The organism is Mesorhizobium sp. WSM4813, from assembly GCF_055811555.1.
Genome location: NZ_JBVVQU010000018.1, coordinates 1 through 18,179, shown reverse-complemented (window position 1 = coordinate 18,179; position 18,179 = coordinate 1). Strand labels below are relative to the sequence as shown.

Genomic DNA, 18,179 nt, shown 5'->3' with positions numbered 1-18,179 from the left:
AATCAGTCCTTCGTTCCCGCGCCCGGCGGATCGTCCTCGATCCGGGCGTAGAGGTAATGGTCCTGCCAGATGCCATTGATCCTGAGATAGGATCGCAGAAGTCCTTCGCGCCGGAATCCGGCTTTTTCAAGCACGCGGATCGACCGGGCGTTGTCGGGAATACAGGCAGCTTCGATCCGGTGCAACCTCAGCGTATCGAAGGCGAAGCGCGTCACCACCTTGACCGCGTCGGTCATCAGGCCACGGCCGCTGTAGCGTTCGCCGATCCAGTAGCCGATATGGCCGCTTTGCGCGACGCCGTGGCGGATATTGCCGAGGGTGATTCCACCGACAAGCTTGCCATTGCCTTTCTCGAAGATAAAGAAGGCTATGGCGGTTCCCTGCGCATAGTCTTCGCGATAGCGGCTGAGGCGATGCCGCCATGCCGTGCGGTCGAGCTCGTCGGGGTTCCACCGCGGCTCCCACGGCTCCAGGAAGGCGCGGCTTTCCCCGCGCAGCACCGACCATTCGCGATAGTCGTTGGTCAGCGGCACGCGCAGCGTGACCCGGTCACCCTTCAGTGCCGGCAGGTCACGGCGAAAGAAAGGGAGCGCGAACATGACGCTTTGATGGACTTAGCCGGCGAGCTTTCGGGCCGTGGTCTGCGTGCCCGATAGCGATTCGAGAACCGCCTCATAGGGAGCGAGCGTACCCACTGGTCCGACGGCAGTCAGCGTCGGCTTAGTCGAAAACAGCCGTGACGACAGGTCCGTCAGCCGCTCGACCGTCAGCGCCGACAGCCGTTCCATCAGCTCTTCCTTGGCGATCGGCCGGCCGAACAGAAGCATTTGCCGGGCGATCTGCGAGGCACGGCTGGCCGGGCTTTCGGCGGACATGATCAGGCCCGCGCGGTACTGGGCGCGTGCCCGGTCGAGTTCCTCCTGCAGGATGCTCTCGCCAACCTTCTGCAACTCGTCGATAACCACCGGCACCAGTTCGGCGATGTCGCTCTGCCCGGTCGCGGCATGGACGCCGAATATGCCGGTGTCGGAAAAGCCCCAGTGGAAGGCATAGACCGAATAGCACAGCCCGCGCTTTTCGCGGACCTCCTGGAAAAGACGCGACGACATGCCGCCGCCAAGGATCATCGACAGGACCTGCGAGGCGTAGAAGTCGCGTACATGATAGGCGCGGCCCTCGAACCCCAGCACGATCTGCGCGTCCATCAGGTCGCGGTCCTCGCGGAAATCGCCGCCGACATATTGCGCAAATTGCGGCATCGTCTTGTCGGACTTGCTGCGGAAACCGCCGAGATGCTTCTCGACCTCGCGCACGAAATTGTCGTGCTTGATGTCGCCGGCTGCGACCACCACCATGCGCTCGGCGCCATATTGCCGTTCGATGAATTTGTGCAATTGCTTCGAGGTGAAGGATTTGACGGTTTCCGGCGTGCCGAGGATGGAGCGGCCGATTGTCTGGTGGCGGAAGGCCGTCTCGGTGAAGTGGTCGAAGACGACGTCGTCGGGCGTATCGTGCGCGGCGCCGATCTCCTGCAGGATCACATGCTGCTCGCGCTCCAGTTCCTGCGGGTCGAACTCGGATTCCTGCAAGATGTCGGAGAGGATATCGACGGCCAGGGGCACGTCGTCGCTCAGCACCCTGGCATAATAGGAGGTGGTCTCGACACTGGTAGCGGCATTGATCTCGCCGCCGACATCCTCGATTTCCGAGGCGATTTCGAAGGCGCTGCGCCTTCTGGTTCCCTTGAACGCCATGTGTTCAAGCAGGTGGGCCATTCCGTGCTCTTCGTTACGCTCATTGCGGGCGCCTGATTTGATCCAGGCACCAAGAGCGACGGATTCGAGGCTTGGAAGGGTTTCGGTGGCGACTGTCAGGCCGTTCGACAGACGGCTTACCTCAACACCCATATAGCAAATACTCCCTAACTTGCCGCCCGCGTGTGGCGGCTAACATAATCTTCCACCATTTTCAGGTCGGATGGAAGTACCGTGTATTTTTCCTCTGATGTCATCAACCCGCGTAGCCATGCGGGCAGGGCAGGCGACACGCCGCTGGCGGCTTCGACGGCGGCAGGGAATTTTGCCGGATGGGCAGTGCCCAGCACGACCATCGGCACGGCATTGGTGGCCTTCGCAGCCGCAACATGCATGGCCGCGGCCGTGTGCGGGTCAAGCAGATAGTCGCTGGCTGCGAGCGTTGAGCGGATCGTTGCGGCGACTTCGTCCATGGTCGAACGGCCGGCATCGAATTCGGAGCGGATCTTGGCGATCTCGCCGGCTTCAATGGTGAAGGCGCCGGACTGCTTGAGGCCGCCCATGTAGCGCCGCACGGTCGAGGCGTCGCGGCCGGCCGCCTCGAACAGCAAGCGCTCGAAATTCGAAGAAACCTGGATGTCCATCGACGGCGACGTGGTCGAAAAGACGCCTTTCGTGCGATAGTCGCCGCTCGACAGCGTGCGCGCCAGAATGTCATTGTCGTTGGTCGCGATGATCAGCCGCTCGATCGGCAGCCCCATCTTCTTGGCGGCGTAGCCGGCGAAGATGTCGCCGAAATTGCCGGTCGGCACCGTGAAGGAAACCGGCCGGTCGGGCGCGCCGAGCGACAGCGCCGATGAGAAATAATAGACGATCTGGGCCATGATGCGGGCCCAGTTGATCGAATTGACCCCGGACAGCGACACCCGGTCGCGAAAACCGTGATCGTTGAACATGTCCTTCACCAGGCCTTGGCAATCGTCGAAATTGCCTTCGACCGCCAGCGCATGGACATTGGGGGCGATGGACGTCGTCATCTGCCGCTGCTGCACCGGCGAGACCCGGCCGTGCGGGAAAAGAACGAAGATGTCGGTGCGATTGCGCCCGGCGAAGGCATCGATTGCAGCCCCGCCGGTGTCGCCGGACGTGGCGCCGACAATGGTGGCGCGCTGGTCGCATTCGGCAAGCACATGGTCCATCAGCCGGGCGAGAAGCTGCATTGCCACGTCCTTGAAGGCAAGCGTCGGGCCATGGAAGAGTTCCAGAACGAACATGTTCGAGCCGGTCTGCACCAGCGGACAGACCGCCTCGTGACGGAAGGTCGCATAGGCTTCGCGCACCAGGCGTTCGAAAACCGGCATCGCGATCTCGTCGCCGAGAAACGGCGACAGCACGCGGATGGCGAGGTCGGGATAGGCGAGGCCGCGCATGGCGCGAATCTCTGCCGCCGAAAACTGCGGCCAGGTGTCAGGCACATAGAGACCGCCATCGCGCGCCAAGCCCGCCAGCACCGCGTCGGAAAATCCAAGCACGGGCGCTTCCCCGCGGGTACTCACATATTGCATCATCATCTTCCATTGCTGCCGGGCGGTTTCGTCCGCGGCAAAGTGGTTAATTTCCGCACTTGATCAGTCGCATTTTTGCCGCGCGGTTGATATACGTCACCCGCTTTGCGAGAGGGAAGTCCAGTTCATGGCGTTTCATACACTCAACGGTCGTTTTGTCGCGAGTCTGGCGCTCACTGGCTTTATGCTTACCGTCGCCGGCTGCCAATCAGGCGGCAATGGCATCCTGGGCTTCGGAAAGACGGACACGACACCGCCACCACCGCCGGACCCCAAGGTTCTCGCCAGCCAATTGCAGGCCTACTGTCCGAAAGTGACGCTGCGCGACGGCACTGCCTACTTCAACACCTATGCCAAGGGCAGCCAAAAGCCCAAGAAAAAAGCCGCCGAAGACGCCGAAGCTGCCGCGCTTGAAGCGGGCAGCGATCAGCAGGAGGATTCCGCCAAGATTATCTATCAGGCCTCGATCACCGACGTGACCCGCGACTGCGCCCGTGCCAACGGCTCGCTGACGATGAAGATCGCCGTTGCCGGCAAGGTCGTTCCGGGACCGATGTTCAGCCCGGGCACCATCACGATGCCGATCCGTATCGCTGTGATGCATGGCACCGAGGTCCTTTACTCGCAGCTTCACCAACATCAGGTCCAGGTCACCAATCCCTCGAGTGCCACCCAGTTCGTGTTCACCGATTCGAACGTTGTCGTTCCCGAGCCCACCGCGCGGGACTATCAGGCGTACGCCGGCTATGACGAAGGCCCGGCGAAGAAGGCCGACAAAAAGATTGCCGCGGCCGAATAGCGGCGGCATTTGAGCCGCCTCCGGCCGGAGGCGCATGCATCACGCATCCGCGGACCATTCCGACAGGGCGGCAATCACGCTTTTCAGCTCCGCCCAGCGGCGGATGACCGTTTCGGCGCCGGCCTCCGTCAACGCGTCGGCATGCCCGGGATAGCTGTGCGCGGCTCCGGTGAAGCCGATCACGCGCATGCCGGCTGTCCTGGCGCCGGTCACCCCATGCACGGAATCTTCGATGACGAAGGTGTTCGCCGGATCGGCCTTGAGCTTTTCTGCGGCAAAGAGAAACACGTCGGGCGCCGGCTTGGATTTTCCGCTCGGCGTTTCCAGTGACGAAAAAATGTGCCCCGTGAAAAACGGCAGCAGCCGCACCTTTTCCAACATGAATTCGATCCGCTCGGTGCGTGAATTCGAGCAGATGCAGCGGGGCGCCGTCACCGCGGCGACCGCCTCGTGCACGCCGTCGATGGCGCGCACCTCGCTGCGCAGCCGGCGGTCGACCAGGTCCTCGGCGCGATCGATCAGCGAGGCCTGGAACGGGACGCGGGATTTTTCCTCGACCCGCATCATGATGTCCTTGAAGGTCAGCCCGGCATAGGTTTTTGAAAGCTCCTCAGCCGATATCTCGTAACCGGCCGACGTCAAAAGCTCGGCTTCGATGCGCGCGGCAATGATTTCGGAATCGACGAGAACGCCGTCGCAATCGAAGATGACAAGGTCTGGCTGGGGCATAGCGGTCCGGAAAGCGGGAGGGGGGCTGAGGCGGTTCAGGCGGCGCGGCATACACCAACAGGCCGGGCTTCGCAAATTACCTGCGCTCTGAACCCTCAGCCTTCACCGAATGTTTACGCTGATCGGTAACCATAACAGGGAGTAAAAAGTAACGCGTGCTTTGGGTGTAACAATGTCTGCCGTGCGTCGTCTCGACGAGCTTTCCCATGCTCCCCAGCAATCTGAATGGCTGGATACGATCCTGAAGGGCGATTGCGTCGCCGCGCTCGACCGGCTGCCGGAAAAATCCATCGACGTGATCTTTGCCGATCCGCCCTACAATCTGCAACTCGACGGCGATCTGCACCGGCCCGACCAGTCCAAGGTCGATGCCGTCGACGACGACTGGGACCAGTTCGCGAGCTTTGAGGTTTACGACGCCTTCACCCGGGCCTGGCTGCTGGCGGCGCGCCGCGTGCTGAAACCCAACGGCACCATCTGGGTCATCGGCTCCTACCACAACATTTTCAGGGTCGGCGCCAAGATGCAGGACCTGGGATACTGGATCCTCAACGATGTCGTGTGGCGCAAGACCAATCCGATGCCGAATTTCCGGGGTCGCCGTTTCCAGAACGCCCATGAGACGATGATCTGGGCCTCGCGCGATCAGAAGGGCAAGGGCTACACCTTCAACTACGAAGCGCTGAAGGCGTCGAACGATGACATCCAGATGCGTTCCGACTGGCTGTTTCCGATCTGCACCGGCAGCGAGCGCCTCAAGAACGAAAATGGCGACAAGCTGCATCCGACACAGAAGCCCGAGGCGCTGCTGGCCCGCATCATGATGGCCTCGACGAAGCCCGGCGATATCGTGCTCGATCCTTTCTTCGGCTCCGGCACCACCGGCGCCGTGGCCAAGCGCCTCGGCCGCCATTTCGTCGGCATCGAGCGCGAGCAGACCTATATCGACGCCGCCAACGAGCGCATCGATGCAGTCCGGCCGCTGGACGGCGCTGATCTTACCGTGCTTACCGGCAAGCGCGCCGAGCCGCGCGTTGCTTTCGTCAGCCTCATCGACACCGGGCTGATGCTGCCGGGTGCCACGCTCTATGACGCCAAGAAGCGCTGGGCGGCCAGGGTGCGCGCCGACGGCACGGTGGCGGTCGGCGACAGCGCCGGATCGATCCACAAGATCGGCGCGGAAGTTCAGGGGCTGGATGCCTGCAACGGTTGGACCTTCTGGCATTATGAGCGCAGCGGCGGCCTGACCCCGATCGACGAGCTTCGCCGCATCGCCCGCCTCGGCATGGAGCGGGCAGGGGCCTGACAATAACCGCTATGGCGGTCTCGTTGCACATTGTTCCCGAAGGAAGCAGGATCGCGCTTTCTCGACTGAGGGGCCGTGACGCGCTCGCCAATGCCGTCGTCGGGTCTTCCTTCTTCGCTCGTCGCATCACCTCGATCGGTTGGTTTTCGTATCGCTGTAAAGATCGATGAACGGGCCGTCAGGCATCTTGGCTTGCCTTTTCGCCGGGTTACACCTTGATGCCGCGCACACGCCCGTGGAGGGAAGACCAGCGCTCGCCGGTTGGAATCTCATGATCATGCGAGCCGGAGACCGAGGTAACGAACCATCGGGTCGAAGTCTCGGTCATCATGCAACAGGGCATGTCCGCCCTGGATGCAGAATGTGCCGATAATCATATCGATTGTCTTGCGGATGGTGATGCCCCGCTGCCGGAGCATGCGGTAGTTTCGGGCAGCTTCGACTGCCGTCGCCGGATCCAGCATCGGCACAATGGCGAACTGTCGGAGGTTCCGCTCAATCAGTTGGGCATGCGGTTCGTTGAGCGCGCCTTGTAGCACTTCCAGCAGGATCAAGTCTCCGACCAGAATCTCCTGAGTGTCATCGAGATGCCTGAGCTTACTGACCGAGACGCTGTCCGTATTGCGGAGATGGGCGATCCACACGGAACTGTCGACGACGATCATTGATGCTGATCGGGCGAACGGCCTTCCCGCATGGCGTCAAGATCGCCCTCCCAACCGGCGCCAGCAAGGGCGGCGATGGCCATATCCTGCCGGTGCCGGCGCACCAGAGTGCGCAGGGCCGCCTCAATCGTTGCTTTCTTGGTCTTGAGACCGGAGGCCGCCATGGCCTCCGCGATCAGTTTGTCGTCGAGTTCGATGTTGGTTCTCATGGGCGGTTCTCAATGTGTATGAATTGGACAAAATATACACATTCTGCTCCTGACCAACAAGCCGTCACAACCGAAGAGGGGACAAGGCCTACGTCGACCAGTGGCTGCATCTTGCTAAAGCGACGGGTGAGTTCGACCGCATCTACGATTCTCACGTCAAGTAGCGCCCGACGACGCGATACAATGGTAGCGCCGTGGAGCGCGCGTCTCAGCGACTGCACCACCACCATCACACGCCGTCTTGTCCATCAGCTTGAGAGGACAAACACTGGTTCCGCCGTTATGCGCGCTTTGCCGCCTATTGACCCGACTGATTGCCCTGGGCTGACCACGGATCCTATTGCAATCGGCCGTGCTGGAGCGGGTTATTAGTCAGACCCGTCGCAGTCATCACACTCTGATCCCCAGTCGATCGAGGTCCGCCTCGAGCGTCTTGGCGTCGGTGAACAGCACCGACTGCCAGCCGGCGGCCTTGGCGCCGTCGACATTTTTCTGGCTGTCGTCGATGAATAGCGTGGCCGATGGTTCGAGGCCGAAAGCAGTGACGTGATGGTCGTAAATGCCGCGATCCGGCTTGATCATGCCGATCTCGCCCGAAATGGTCACACCGCGCGGACGGTTGAGAAAGTCGAAACGCTGCCGGGCTTCAGCCAGCGTGTCGGCGGCAAAATTGGTCAGCATGGTGACGTCGTGGCCGCTCTCGATCAGCTTCACCATGATCTGGACGCTGTCGTCATAAGCGTGCGGCACCATCTCGTGCCAGAGGCGGCGAAAGTTGCGGATGTTGTCGGCGTGGTCCGGGTGTTCGGCGATCAGCAGCGCTTCGGCCTCTTCCCAGGTCCGGCCGCGGTCCTGCTCGATGTTCCAGTCATGCGTGCAGACATTGTCGAAGAACCATTTCCGCTCTTCGGCATCGGGGATCAATCGGCTGAAGGGCAAGTTCGGATCGTAGTGAATCAGCACTCTGCCGATGTCGAAAACGATGTGGCGGATTTCGGTCATTCTTGTCCTCGTTCAACGCAATTCAATGTAGGGCGATATGGACGATTCAGTGTGCGCGCTGCTTCTTCATCGCGCCCGGTATCGCCGCTTCGATTACCTTTTTCATGACGGTGGGCAGCGCTTCGCCGGAAATTTCATGGGCCAGCGACCAGAAATGCCCCGCAGGGGCGGCGCCATCGGTCACCGCTTTGAAGACGTCGAGTTCGAGCGCGAAATGGGTGAAGACATGGCCAATCCGCCCCGCTAGCCGCCAGTTGCCGGGGAAGGGCGCTGCCGCGTCTGTGGTGGCGCCGTCGATCCGCGCGGTCCAGCCGGTCGTCGGTACCTCGGTCATACCGCCGAGCAGGCCTTTATCCGCACGTTTGCGCAAAAGAATGGCGCCATCGCCACGTACGGCAACGAAGGCAGCCCCGCGCCGCAATGGTTTCTCGCCCTTCGGCAGGCGGACAGGGAAGCGTTCGGGATCGCTTGAAACGGTGGCGCTGCAATCCTCTCGCAGCGGGCACAGCATGCAGCGCGGCCGGCGCGGCGTGCAGATCGTCGCGCCGAGATCCATCATCGCCTGGGCGAAATCGCCTGGTCTGGTGGCTGGAACCATGCGCGCGACATAGGTGCGTATGTCGCCCTTGGCTTCGCTCAGCGGCGTGGCGATCGAAAACAGCCGGGAAACGACCCGCTCGACATTGCCGTCGACGACCGCGGCGGGCTGGTCGAAGGCGATCGCCGCGATCGCCGCCGCCGTGTAGGCGCCGATGCCGGGCAGATCTCTCAAGCCAGCTTGCGTATCCGGAAACCTGCCGCCTTGCCGTGCGACGAGATCGGCGCAGGCCTTGAGATTGCGCGCGCGGGAATAATAGCCGAGCCCGGCCCAAGCCTTCATGACATCTTCGGTCGGCGAGGCGGCCAACGCCTCGACATCAGGCCACTTCTGGACAAAGGCCCGGAAATAGGATTTTACCGCTTCGACCGTGGTCTGCTGCAGCATGACTTCGGAAAGCCAGACGCGGTATGGATCGGGCCGTATGCCGCTTGCCAACTCGCGCGGCGCAATGCGCCACGGCAAGTCGCGGTGATGCGCGTCGTACCAGGCGAGCAGGCGGGACGCGATATGGTCGCTGTCTCCAGACGCGGCTCTGCCGCTGTCTCCGGATGCGGTCTTGCGGGTCTGGTCGTACAGTGCCATTGATCGAGGACTGGCTAAACCGATGCGAGGTGAAGGTCGTGACTGGAGAACGCACATGGCAGGGAAAAGGCCCTTCGGCAATCCCGTTCCGGTGAGTGATCTCGCAACCCAGATTCTCGATCCGGTGTTGCGCAAGCGAGCCGGGATGTCGATCGGGCTCGTCCAGTCATGGGAGGAGATTGCCGGGCCGCGGCTTGCCAGCCGTTCGCGCCCTGAAAAGATCCAGTGGCCGCGCCGCATGCATGAAGATGATCCGTTCGAGCCGGCGGTGCTGGTCATCGCCTGCGAAGGGATGGCCGCGCTCCATCTGCAGCACGAGACCGGCGAGATCATCAACAGGGTCAATGCCTTCCTCGGCTTCAACGCTATCGGCCGGATCAGAATCGTGCAAAAGCCGGTGACCGCGGACAAAGGGCGGCCTAAACCAAGCTTTCGGCCGCTGACCGCGGCCGAGAAGGTGAAGTTGTCAGGCACTGTCGGAATGATCGAGGATGACGGGCTGCGCGCTTCGCTGGAACGGCTCGGCACCACCATTCTCGGTCAAAAGAAAGTATAATCTCGCGCTTTCGTGATCGCGTACACAAGATTTGGCGATTGGAATGGGAACGGCGATGCCTTAATTCGCGCCAACTCTCGCCTTTTCTAGCCTTTGCATTGCAAAATCCAACCATTGTCAGGTGATTCGTATGACCCATCTTTTGTCCCGCAGAAACCTCCTGTCGTCGCTGGCCGCCATTCCGGCGGTGGCTCTGCTCGCCGCCTGCAGCGACTCGGGTGAGAAAGACGTGGCGGAGGATGTGAAGCCTGCGGCGCCTGCAGATGCGATGAAGCCGGCCGACCCGGCGAAGCCGGCCGCTCCTGCCGCGGCAAAGGCGCCCGAGGCCCAGGGGACGGTGGATATGGCCGCCTTAATGAAGCCCGGCGCACTGCCCGACATGCAACTCGGCAAGGACGACGCGAAGGTCACCATCGTCGAGTATGCTTCGATGACCTGCCCGCACTGCGCGCACTTCCACGAAACCACCCTCCCGGCGCTGAAGACGAAATATATCGATACCGGCAAAGCCAGCCTTATCCTGCGCGAATTTCCCTTCGACCCGAGCGCCGAGGCTGGTTTCATGCTGGCGCGGTGCTCCAAAGACAATTATTTCCCGATGGTGGACGTTCTGTTCCGGCAGCAGGCGAACTGGGCAGGTGTCGCCAATACCAAGGACGCCCTGCTGCAAATCTCCAAGATGGCCGGTTTTACACAGGAGTCCTTCGAGGCCTGCTTGACGGACCAGAAACTTCTGGACGATGTGAGATCGGTCCAAAAGCGCGGCGCCGATGAATTCAAGGTCGACTCGACGCCGACCTTCTTTATCAACGGGAAGACCTACAAGGGGGCGCTGTCGATTGAGGAAATCTCGGCCATTATCGACCCTCTGCTCTGATGTTTCGGCAGCGCCGAAGCGGCTGCGCTTCGGCGTGCGCGACCTTTCGTTGTGCCGCGGGTTCTTGCCGCAAAACCGCGGAACACTTTTGCTGAACTTGGCTATGGGGCGGCACGAATGAAGTTTTCGCGCCTCCGCCTGCTCGGTTTCAAGTCCTTCGTCGAACCCGGCGAGTTCGTCATCGAACGCGGCCTGACCGGCATCGTCGGACCGAACGGCTGCGGCAAGTCGAATCTTGTCGAGGCGCTGCGCTGGGTGATGGGCGAAAGCTCGTACAAGAACATGCGTGCTTCCGGCATGGACGACGTCATCTTTTCCGGTTCGGGAACGCGTCCTGCCCGCAACACCGCCGAAGTCACCCTTTTCCTCGACAACAGCGACCGTAGCGCGCCCTCGGCCTTCAACGACGCAGACGAGTTGCAGGTTTCGCGCCGCATCGAACGCGAGGCGGGTTCGCTCTACCGCATCAACGGCAAGGAAGCCCGCGCCAAGGACGTGCAGCTGCTTTTCGCCGACCAGTCGACCGGCGCGCGCTCGCCCTCGATGGTCGGGCAAGGCCGCATCGGCGAGTTGATCCAGGCAAAGCCGCAGGCGCGCCGCGCGCTGCTGGAAGAGGCGGCCGGGATTTCGGGTCTGCACACACGCCGCCACGAGGCCGAACTGCGTCTGAAAGCGGCCGAACAAAATCTGGAACGGCTGGACGACGTCGTCGGCGAGCTGGAAAGCCAGATCGAAAGCCTGAAGCGCCAGGCCCGCCAAGCCTCGCGCTTCAAGAACCTGTCGGCCGACATCCGCAAGGCTGAAGCCACGCTGCTGCATCTGCGGTGGACACTGGCCAAGACGCAGGAAGGGGAGGCGCGCTCGGCGCTGGCGATTGCTACGGCACTGGTCGGCGACCGCGCCGCTGCCCAGATGGCTGCCGCCAGAGAGCAAGGGATCGGCGCCCACCGGTTGCCGGAGCTGCGCGACGCGGAAGCCGCCGCCGCTGCCGCCTTCCAGCGCCTGTCGATCGCCAAGACGCAGATCGAAGAGGAAGCGGGCCGCATCCGCGCCCGCCATGCGGAACTCGACCGTCGGCTCCAGCAGCTCGACGGCGACATCAGCCGCGAAGAGCGGATGGTCCGCGACAATGCGGATATTCTCGAACGCCTCGCCGCGGAAGAAGCCGCCCTCAATTCCGAGAACGCCGGTGCCGCCGAGCGCGAGGCCAGCACCCGCGCGGCGGTCGACCAGGCGGCGTCGACGCTTGCCGCGAGTGAAGCCAAACTCGCCGGGCTGACCGCCGAACGGGCGGAGGCCGCCGCCTCCCGCAACCAGATCGAACGAACGCTGCGCGACACCGCTGAGCGCCGCGATCGTTTCGCCCGCCAGCTCGCCGATGTCGACCGGGAATTATCCGATATTGCCTCGAGGGTCGCCGGCCTGCCCGATCCCGTTGAGAAGCAGCTTCTGGTCGAACAGGCCGTGGCGCTGCTCGACGACACCGAAGCCGCGGCGATCGCCGCCGAACAGGCTGTCGCCGAGGCGCGCACGGCGGAAAGTGCCGCCCGCCCGCCGGTTCAGGATGCAAAGGCCGAGCTGGCGCGGATCGAAACCGAGGCCCGCACGCTGGCCAAAATCCTGAATGCCGCGAGCGGCGACCTGTTCCCCTCCGTCCTGGAGCAGATCAGCGTCGAGCGCGGCTATGAGACGGCGTTGGGCGCGGCCCTTGGCGAGGATCTCGACGTGCCGCTCGACCGCAGCGCGCCGGTGCATTGGGGCCAGAGCGAGGTTCAGCCCGGCGACGCTGCTCTGCCCGAGGGCATCACGAGCCTTGCCGGTGTGGTGCGCGCGCCGGCGCAACTGGCCCGCCGATTGGCGCAGATCGGCATCGTCGAGGCTGGCGATGGAAAGCGGCTGCAGGCGCTGCTTGCTCCCGGGCAGCGGCTGGTCAGCCGCGAAGGGGCGCTGTGGCGTTGGGATGGATTCACCGCCAGCGCCGATGCGCCGACCGCGGCTGCGCAGCGGCTGGCGCAGAAAAACCGGCTGGCCGAACTCGACGCCGAGGCGGTCCACGCAACGCGCATCCTTCGCCAGGCCGAAGAGGCTCTTGCCCATGCCGAGCAGGCGCTTGCCCGGGCGAGCGAGGCCGAGCGCAACGCCCGTCAGGCCGGGCGTGATGCCCAGCATGGGCTGGACGCCGCCCGCAACGTGCTGGCCGAGGCCGAGAAGGCCGGCGGTGAGCTGTCGAGCCGACGCGCCGCACTTGACGAGGCGCGCACGCGCATCGTCGACAGCCATGAAGAGACGGCAGCGGCTTTCGTCGAGGCGGAGATGCTGCTGCAAACCGCTCCCGATCTCGGTGATCTGCAGTTGCAGCTCGAACAGTCGGCCGCTAACGTCGCGCGCGACCGCGCCACCCTTGCCGATGCACGCGCCGTCCATGAAGGCTTGAGGCGGGAAGCCGAAGCGCGCACGCGTCGCCTCGACGCCATCGGTCAGGAACGCCGCAACTGGTTGGAGCGCGCCGAAAACGCCTCGACGCAGATCGCGTCCCTCGGCGAACGCAAGGCCGAGGCCGAGGCCGAGCGCGAAAGACTAGCCGATGCGCCCGAGGAGATCGACGCCAAGCGGCGCGCTTTGCTGTCGCAGCTTGCCGAAGCCGAACGCCTGCGCCAGGCAGCCGGCGACCGATTGCAGGAAGCGGAGAACAAGCAGTCTGAACTCGACAAGGCCGCGACATCAGCGATCCAGTCGCTGGCCGAGGCGCGCGAAACGCGCGTCCGCGCCGAAGAGCGGCTGACCGCTGCCGACGAAAGGCGGCTGGAGATCGAGGCGCGCATTCAGGAAACCCTGAACACGCCGCCGCATCTGGTCATGCGCCACACCGGCCTGGAGGCCGACACCCCGATGCCAGAGATGACCGAGATCGAGCGTCAGCTCGACCGGCTGAAGATCGAGCGCGAGCGGCTGGGCGCCGTCAATCTGCGCGCCGAGGAAGAGCAGAAGGAACTGTCCGACCGACTGGAGACAATCGTTACCGAACGTGAGGACATCATCGAGGCCATCCGTAAGCTGCGGCAGGCGATCCAGAGCCTGAACCGCGAAGGCCGCGAACGGCTGCTGGCTGCCTTCGACGTGGTCAATGGCCATTTCCAGCGGCTGTTTTCGCATCTCTTCGGCGGCGGCACGGCGGAACTGCAACTGATCGAGTCCGACGATCCGCTCGAGGCCGGTCTCGAAATCCTTGCGCGGCCGCCCGGCAAGAAGCCGCAGACGATGACACTGCTTTCCGGCGGCGAGCAGGCGTTGACGGCGATGTCGCTGATCTTCGCCGTGTTCCTGACCAACCCCGCGCCGATCTGCGTGCTCGACGAAGTCGACGCGCCGCTCGACGATCACAATGTCGAGCGTTTCTGCAATCTGATGGACGAAATGGCCGCCACCACTGAGACGCGCTTCGTCATTATCACTCACAACCCGATTACCATGGCCCGCATGGACCGGCTGTTCGGGGTGACCATGGCCGAGCAGGGCGTCAGCCAGCTCGTGTCGGTCGACCTGCAGGCGGCCGAGGCCCTGCGCGAGGCAAGCTGATGCGTCGACAGCACAGCTTGTCGGTAGCCGCCTATCGGCTGTAGCACGAACTGAGACGGTCCTTCATTCGGATGTAGCATTTTGATGTTACGCATGATCGTTTCGCAATCGATCTCTATTTCGCGATCACGTGCCAGCATATATGGAGAACCTTGTTGCCTATACTTGTCACTGGAGCTGCGGGATTCATCGGCAGCCATGTTTGCCACCATCTCCTTGGCAGGGGAGAGGCGGTCGTCGGCGTTGACAATATGAACGACTATTACGACCTGGCGCTTAAAAAAGGACGGCTCGCCCGCCTTCAGCCCCACAAGGATTTTTCATTTCATCAGATAGATATCGCCGAACAGGGCGCGCTCGCTACCGCGATGGCCGGGCAAGGCGTAACCAGGATTATCCATCTCGCCGCTCAGGCGGGCGTGCGCCATTCACTCGACAATCCGAGGCTCTATGTCCGTTCCAATGTCGTCGGCCATCTCGAAGTGCTCGAATTCTGTCGTGCGCAGCCAGCATTCGAGCATCTGGTCTATGCCTCGTCGAGCTCGGTCTATGGCGGCAATCGCAAGGTTCCGTTCAGTGAGACCGATCAGGTCGACAGGCCTGTTTCGCTCTACGCTGCCACCAAGAAATCCGATGAATTGATGAGCCACACCTATGCCCATCTCTTCGGGGTGCCGCAGACGGGATTGCGGTTTTTCACCGTCTACGGTCCCTGGGGCCGGCCCGACATGGCCTATTGGATGTTCACCAAGGCGATGCTCGAGGGCAAGCCGATCCGGGTGTTCAACGATGGCGAGATGTGGCGGGATTTCACTTATGTAGACGATGTGGTGCGGGCGGTCGTCGCCGTGCTCGACAAGCCGCCATCGGCTGAAGTTCCGCCGAGCAGGCTTTACAATGTCGGCAACAACCGGCCGGTGCGGCTGGGCGATTTTATCGACACTCTGGAAAAACTGCTCGGTGTAAAGGCGATCCGCCACAGCGAGCCGATGCAAAGCAGCGACGTCGAGCGGACCTATGCCGACATGGCCGCGCTGGAGCGCGATTTCGGCTTCAAGCCGAGCGTTTCAATCGAAGATGGACTGAAGAAATTTGTCGACTGGTACCGGTCGGAATGGGCTGCGGGATCAACGACAAGGTGACTGCGGCGTGAGTGTCGTCGTTGCCGCGCCTCAATTGCCTGCAATGTAAGGCATTTGAGACCACCATCGCAGACCAATCGCATCCCGTCGGCCTCGACCGCACAAGGTTCTTCACCGCTGAAGGGAATGGTGCCGAAGTACCTGCTGATGAGCGCCTTTCACTCGGCGTCCTGGCTAAGGTTTGCCGCTGGCCGGCGCGATGGGGCCGGTGGGCCTTCCTGTTGAGTATCAGCGCCGGGAATGAGCTGCATTGCGTTCTGCAAGCGCTCGCTGGATAGTCCTGGCGATGTTGCAGATCTTAATGACTCATTGGCCCCAGATCCTCGCGATCATTTCGGTGGTGATGGCGACCATCGGCATCGTCCACGCCATAATGACGAAGGAAGACGTCCGCGCCGCCACAGGTTGGGTCGGCGTAATGTTCCTGTCGCCGTTCCTTGGCGCGATCATCTACGCCGTTGCCGGCATAAACCGTATCCGTCGTGCAACGATCAGCGCCATGCGGCCCCTTTCCAGCGAGGCGGCTTCCGCAAAACATGAGCGCAACACTGCCGCCGAGGAATTGATTGCCGAGCGGTACGGCCAACGCTTCACCGGCCTGAAGACATTGGGCGACAGGGTGGCGCGGCGTGCCCTGACCTCGGGAAACGCAATTGCGATATTGGAGACAGGTGACGAGGCCTATGCCGCAATGTGCCGCGCGATTGATGGCGCTCAACGCAGTATCCTTCTCGAGACCTACATCTTCGACAATGATGATGTCGGGCGGCTTTTCGTGAAATCTCTCGCCGGTGCCGTCCAGCGGGGTGTCAGCGTTCGCGTGCTGATCGATGCCGTGGGCGCGCGTTACTCCGTCCCCAGCATTCTTGGGCATCTGCGAGAGGCAAAAATCACAGCCGACCTCTTCAACGGCAACATTGTCATGGGCCTGCGTCTTCCCTACGCCAATCTCAGAACGCACCGGAAAATCCTGGTCGTCGATGGCACGATTGCGTTCACCGGAGGGATGAACATCCGAAAGGGATTCTCAGCCGAGTTCGCCGGCTCCTCCAGCGCGAGGGACACGCATTTTCAGGTCACCGGGCCGGTGGTGGCCGACCTTTTTTCGGTTGGCGCCGAGGATTGGCGCTTCGTAAGCGGCGAGATCTTGCAAGGCGACACCTGGCAAGTGGCCACGCTTCCCGCGGCTCCCGGTCAGCCGATGCTGGCGCGGGCGGTTGCGTCCGGGCCGGATGCCAGCATCGAAACGAACCACAAATTGCTGATCGGGGCATTTTCCGTCGCCCGCAAATCGATCCGCATCATGTCGCCCTATTTCCTGCCGGATCGGGAACTGATCAGCGCGCTGACGACCGCGGCCAGGCGAGGCGTCGAGATCGACATCGTGGTACCGGCGGTGAACAATCTCTTCCTTGTCGACCGCGCGATGACAGCGCAATTCGATCAGGTCCTGAAGCACTATTGCCGCGTATGGCGCACGGAGGGCTCGTTCGATCATTCGAAGCTGCTGTCGGTCGATGGGGTTTGGGCTTATATAGGATCCTCCAATCTTGATGCCCGGTCCCTGCGGCTGAATTTTGAGATTGATATGGAGGTTGTTGATGCAGGCTTTGCCGCCGAGATTGAAGCGCGGATCGGATCGGCAATCGCCTCCGCAGCGCCCGTAACGATCGAAACCTTGAGAGCCCGGCCATTCATCGTTCGCCTGTTCGACCGAGTGTTGTGGTTGGGATCGCCCTACCTTTAGAGGCTTTCTCGTTCCGCCGGAGGGAATTCGGGCGACGCAGCAATCATTCGATCTCCTTTTGAGGGCCGCATCTCGTCAGGGCAGGGAAGCAGCGATTGCAGATCCAATTTGAGTGAGACAAAGCTAAGTCTTGAAGGAAGCGAGGACGAGCAGCAGACTCATGCAAAGAACTGGACATAGCTTTCCTGCAAGTGTGCTCAAATCCATTCGCGACAGAAGAAAGCAGAAGGCGAAGGCTGCGCCGTCCGAAGGGACACGCCCCGCCGGGACTCTGGTCGCATCTTACAACATTCACAAATGCGTGGGCGTCGACAGAAAGTTCGATCCCGAACGAATCGGTCGCGTCATCCGGGAAATCGGCCCGGATGTCATTGCATTGCAGGAAGCGGACAATCGCTTTGGAGATCGTGCCGGCCTTCTGGATCTGCTGCGTCTCGAATTGGAAACAGGCCTGGTGCCGGTGCCGGTGTCCGGAAACGGCAAAGGGCACGGCTGGCACGGCAACGTTCTGCTATTCAAACGGGGCATCGTTCGCAATGTCCATCAGATAAAGCTCCCGGGGCTGGAGCCGCGCGGAGCCCTGGTTGCCGAAATCGATCTGGACGAGAAACGAACTCTGCGCATTATCGCAGCCCATCTCGGCTTGCTGCGCCGATCGCGCTCCGAACAGGCCCGTGTCGTGCTCGAAATCATGAACAGACCGGACGAAAAACCAACACTGCTGCTCGGCGATTTGAACGAATGGCGACTCGGAAACCGTTCCGCGCTGAACACGCTGCACACGACTTTCGGTCCCGCGCCGCCGGCGGTCCCCACCTTTCCATCGAGTCTGCCGCTGCTGTCGCTCGACCGGATCATGGCAAATCGACGCGGAATGATCTCAACCGTCGAAGCCCATGACACGCCGCTTTCGCGGGTCGCCTCCGATCATCTGCCCCTTACAGCATTCGTTCGCCTGTGATGTAGCTGCCCAGCGGGTTCAAAGGGAAGCTCTAGAGCGTTCTGTCATTTGATTGAATCGTAGGGATTCCCGAATCACGACAATTTTGATTCAACCTGCTGGCTGGGA

At 62.2% G+C, this 18,179-nt stretch carries 16 protein-coding genes; 8 read left to right on the top strand and 8 right to left on the bottom strand.

Going from position 1 to position 18,179, the window contains the following annotated elements; genetic code table 11:
* Positions 1-2: 2 nt before the first annotated feature.
* The 3 genes from AC0L25_RS12480 to thrC are packed head-to-tail and all read right to left on the bottom strand — an operon-like array spanning position 3 to position 3,319.
* Positions 3-599: a GNAT family N-acetyltransferase gene (locus tag AC0L25_RS12480; protein ID WP_123147085.1), complete on the bottom strand. Its 597-nt coding sequence runs from the start codon at positions 597-599 to the stop codon at positions 3-5.
* Positions 600-614: 15 nt separating this feature from the next.
* On the bottom strand, positions 615-1,907 hold the full coding sequence (locus tag AC0L25_RS12475) for a M16 family metallopeptidase (RefSeq protein WP_473595761.1): 1,293 nt from the start codon (positions 1,905-1,907) through the stop codon (positions 615-617).
* Between the two features lie 14 nt (positions 1,908-1,921).
* Positions 1,922-3,319 (bottom strand): threonine synthase, encoded by a 1,398-nt coding sequence (thrC, locus tag AC0L25_RS12470; protein WP_473595760.1) that lies wholly within the window; start codon positions 3,317-3,319, stop codon positions 1,922-1,924.
* Between the two features lie 127 nt (positions 3,320-3,446).
* On the opposite strand from thrC, the gene AC0L25_RS12465 reads away from it, so the two are divergent.
* A complete protein-coding gene (locus AC0L25_RS12465) occupies positions 3,447-4,118 on the top strand; it encodes a hypothetical protein (RefSeq protein WP_473595759.1) in 672 nt (223 codons plus the stop codon).
* Between the two features lie 39 nt (positions 4,119-4,157).
* Here the strand turns inward: AC0L25_RS12465 and AC0L25_RS12460 are convergent, their stop codons facing one another.
* Positions 4,158-4,847: an HAD family hydrolase gene (locus tag AC0L25_RS12460; RefSeq protein ID WP_473595758.1), complete on the bottom strand. Its 690-nt coding sequence runs from the start codon at positions 4,845-4,847 to the stop codon at positions 4,158-4,160.
* 172 nt (positions 4,848-5,019) lie between these two features.
* Between AC0L25_RS12460 and AC0L25_RS12455 the strand changes: the two genes are divergently transcribed.
* Positions 5,020-6,153, top strand: a complete 1,134-nt coding sequence (locus AC0L25_RS12455; protein ID WP_473595757.1) for a DNA methyltransferase — start codon at positions 5,020-5,022, stop codon at positions 6,151-6,153.
* A gap of 275 nt (positions 6,154-6,428) precedes the next feature.
* Here the strand turns inward: AC0L25_RS12455 and vapC are convergent, their stop codons facing one another.
* The 4 genes from vapC to mutY form a co-directional block, all read right to left on the bottom strand.
* Positions 6,429-6,818 carry a type II toxin-antitoxin system VapC family toxin gene (vapC, locus tag AC0L25_RS12450; RefSeq protein WP_473595756.1) on the bottom strand — a complete coding sequence of 130 codons (390 nt, stop codon included), beginning with the start codon at positions 6,816-6,818 and terminating at the stop codon, positions 6,429-6,431.
* Positions 6,815-7,027 (bottom strand): type II toxin-antitoxin system VapB family antitoxin, encoded by a 213-nt coding sequence (locus AC0L25_RS12445; RefSeq protein ID WP_473595755.1) that lies wholly within the window; start codon positions 7,025-7,027, stop codon positions 6,815-6,817. Before AC0L25_RS12445 ends, vapC begins: the two co-directional genes overlap by 4 nt.
* A 390-nt stretch (positions 7,028-7,417) precedes the next feature.
* The gene (locus AC0L25_RS12440) at positions 7,418-8,029 is read right to left on the bottom strand and encodes an HAD family hydrolase (protein ID WP_473595754.1); all 612 of its coding nucleotides are present in this window, start codon (positions 8,027-8,029) and stop codon (positions 7,418-7,420) included.
* Between the two features lie 46 nt (positions 8,030-8,075).
* Positions 8,076-9,212, bottom strand: coding sequence for an A/G-specific adenine glycosylase (gene mutY / locus AC0L25_RS12435; RefSeq protein ID WP_473595753.1), 1,137 nt, complete (start codon positions 9,210-9,212; stop codon positions 8,076-8,078).
* A 55-nt stretch (positions 9,213-9,267) separates the two neighbouring features.
* On the opposite strand from mutY, the gene AC0L25_RS12430 reads away from it, so the two are divergent.
* The 6 genes from AC0L25_RS12430 to AC0L25_RS12405 all read left to right on the top strand — a co-directional run bounded on the left by AC0L25_RS12430 (position 9,268) and on the right by AC0L25_RS12405 (position 18,071).
* Positions 9,268-9,768, top strand: coding sequence for a DUF721 domain-containing protein (locus tag AC0L25_RS12430; protein ID WP_292312794.1), 501 nt, complete (start codon positions 9,268-9,270; stop codon positions 9,766-9,768).
* A gap of 130 nt (positions 9,769-9,898) precedes the next feature.
* Positions 9,899-10,645, top strand: a complete 747-nt coding sequence (locus tag AC0L25_RS12425; protein ID WP_473595752.1) for a DsbA family protein — start codon at positions 9,899-9,901, stop codon at positions 10,643-10,645.
* A gap of 117 nt (positions 10,646-10,762) precedes the next feature.
* Positions 10,763-14,221 carry a chromosome segregation protein SMC gene (smc, locus tag AC0L25_RS12420; protein ID WP_473595751.1) on the top strand — a complete coding sequence of 1,153 codons (3,459 nt, stop codon included), beginning with the start codon at positions 10,763-10,765 and terminating at the stop codon, positions 14,219-14,221.
* Between the two features lie 155 nt (positions 14,222-14,376).
* Complete coding sequence (locus AC0L25_RS12415; protein ID WP_473595750.1) at positions 14,377-15,363, top strand: NAD-dependent epimerase/dehydratase family protein; 987 nt, start codon at positions 14,377-14,379, stop codon at positions 15,361-15,363.
* A 286-nt stretch (positions 15,364-15,649) separates the two neighbouring features.
* A complete protein-coding gene (locus AC0L25_RS12410; protein ID WP_473595749.1) occupies positions 15,650-17,110 on the top strand; it encodes a phospholipase D-like domain-containing protein in 1,461 nt (486 codons plus the stop codon).
* A 160-nt stretch (positions 17,111-17,270) separates the two neighbouring features.
* Positions 17,271-18,071 carry an endonuclease/exonuclease/phosphatase family protein gene (locus AC0L25_RS12405; protein ID WP_473595748.1) on the top strand — a complete coding sequence of 267 codons (801 nt, stop codon included), beginning with the start codon at positions 17,271-17,273 and terminating at the stop codon, positions 18,069-18,071.
* Positions 18,072-18,179: the final 108 nt, after the last annotated feature.

Bases quoted from the DNA above. Each gene is read 5' to 3' on its own strand.
- AC0L25_RS12480 (WP_123147085.1), bottom strand. From the start codon at position 599: ATGTTCGCGCTCCCTTTCTTTCGCCGTGACCTGCCGGCACTGAAGGGT.
- AC0L25_RS12475 (WP_473595761.1), bottom strand. From the start codon at position 1,907: ATGGGTGTTGAGGTAAGCCGTCTGTCGAACGGCCTGACAGTCGCCACC.
- thrC (WP_473595760.1), bottom strand. From the start codon at position 3,319: ATGCAATATGTGAGTACCCGCGGGGAAGCGCCCGTGCTTGGATTTTCC.
- AC0L25_RS12465 (WP_473595759.1), top strand. From the start codon at position 3,447: ATGGCGTTTCATACACTCAACGGTCGTTTTGTCGCGAGTCTGGCGCTC.
- AC0L25_RS12460 (WP_473595758.1), bottom strand. From the start codon at position 4,847: ATGCCCCAGCCAGACCTTGTCATCTTCGATTGCGACGGCGTTCTCGTC.
- AC0L25_RS12455 (WP_473595757.1), top strand. From the start codon at position 5,020: ATGTCTGCCGTGCGTCGTCTCGACGAGCTTTCCCATGCTCCCCAGCAA.
- vapC (WP_473595756.1), bottom strand. From the start codon at position 6,818: ATGATCGTCGTCGACAGTTCCGTGTGGATCGCCCATCTCCGCAATACG.
- AC0L25_RS12445 (WP_473595755.1), bottom strand. From the start codon at position 7,027: ATGAGAACCAACATCGAACTCGACGACAAACTGATCGCGGAGGCCATG.
- AC0L25_RS12440 (WP_473595754.1), bottom strand. From the start codon at position 8,029: ATGACCGAAATCCGCCACATCGTTTTCGACATCGGCAGAGTGCTGATT.
- mutY (WP_473595753.1), bottom strand. From the start codon at position 9,212: ATGGCACTGTACGACCAGACCCGCAAGACCGCATCCGGAGACAGCGGC.
- AC0L25_RS12430 (WP_292312794.1), top strand. From the start codon at position 9,268: ATGGCAGGGAAAAGGCCCTTCGGCAATCCCGTTCCGGTGAGTGATCTC.
- AC0L25_RS12425 (WP_473595752.1), top strand. From the start codon at position 9,899: ATGACCCATCTTTTGTCCCGCAGAAACCTCCTGTCGTCGCTGGCCGCC.
- smc (WP_473595751.1), top strand. From the start codon at position 10,763: ATGAAGTTTTCGCGCCTCCGCCTGCTCGGTTTCAAGTCCTTCGTCGAA.
- AC0L25_RS12410 (WP_473595749.1), top strand. From the start codon at position 15,650: ATGTTGCAGATCTTAATGACTCATTGGCCCCAGATCCTCGCGATCATT.
- AC0L25_RS12405 (WP_473595748.1), top strand. From the start codon at position 17,271: ATGCAAAGAACTGGACATAGCTTTCCTGCAAGTGTGCTCAAATCCATT.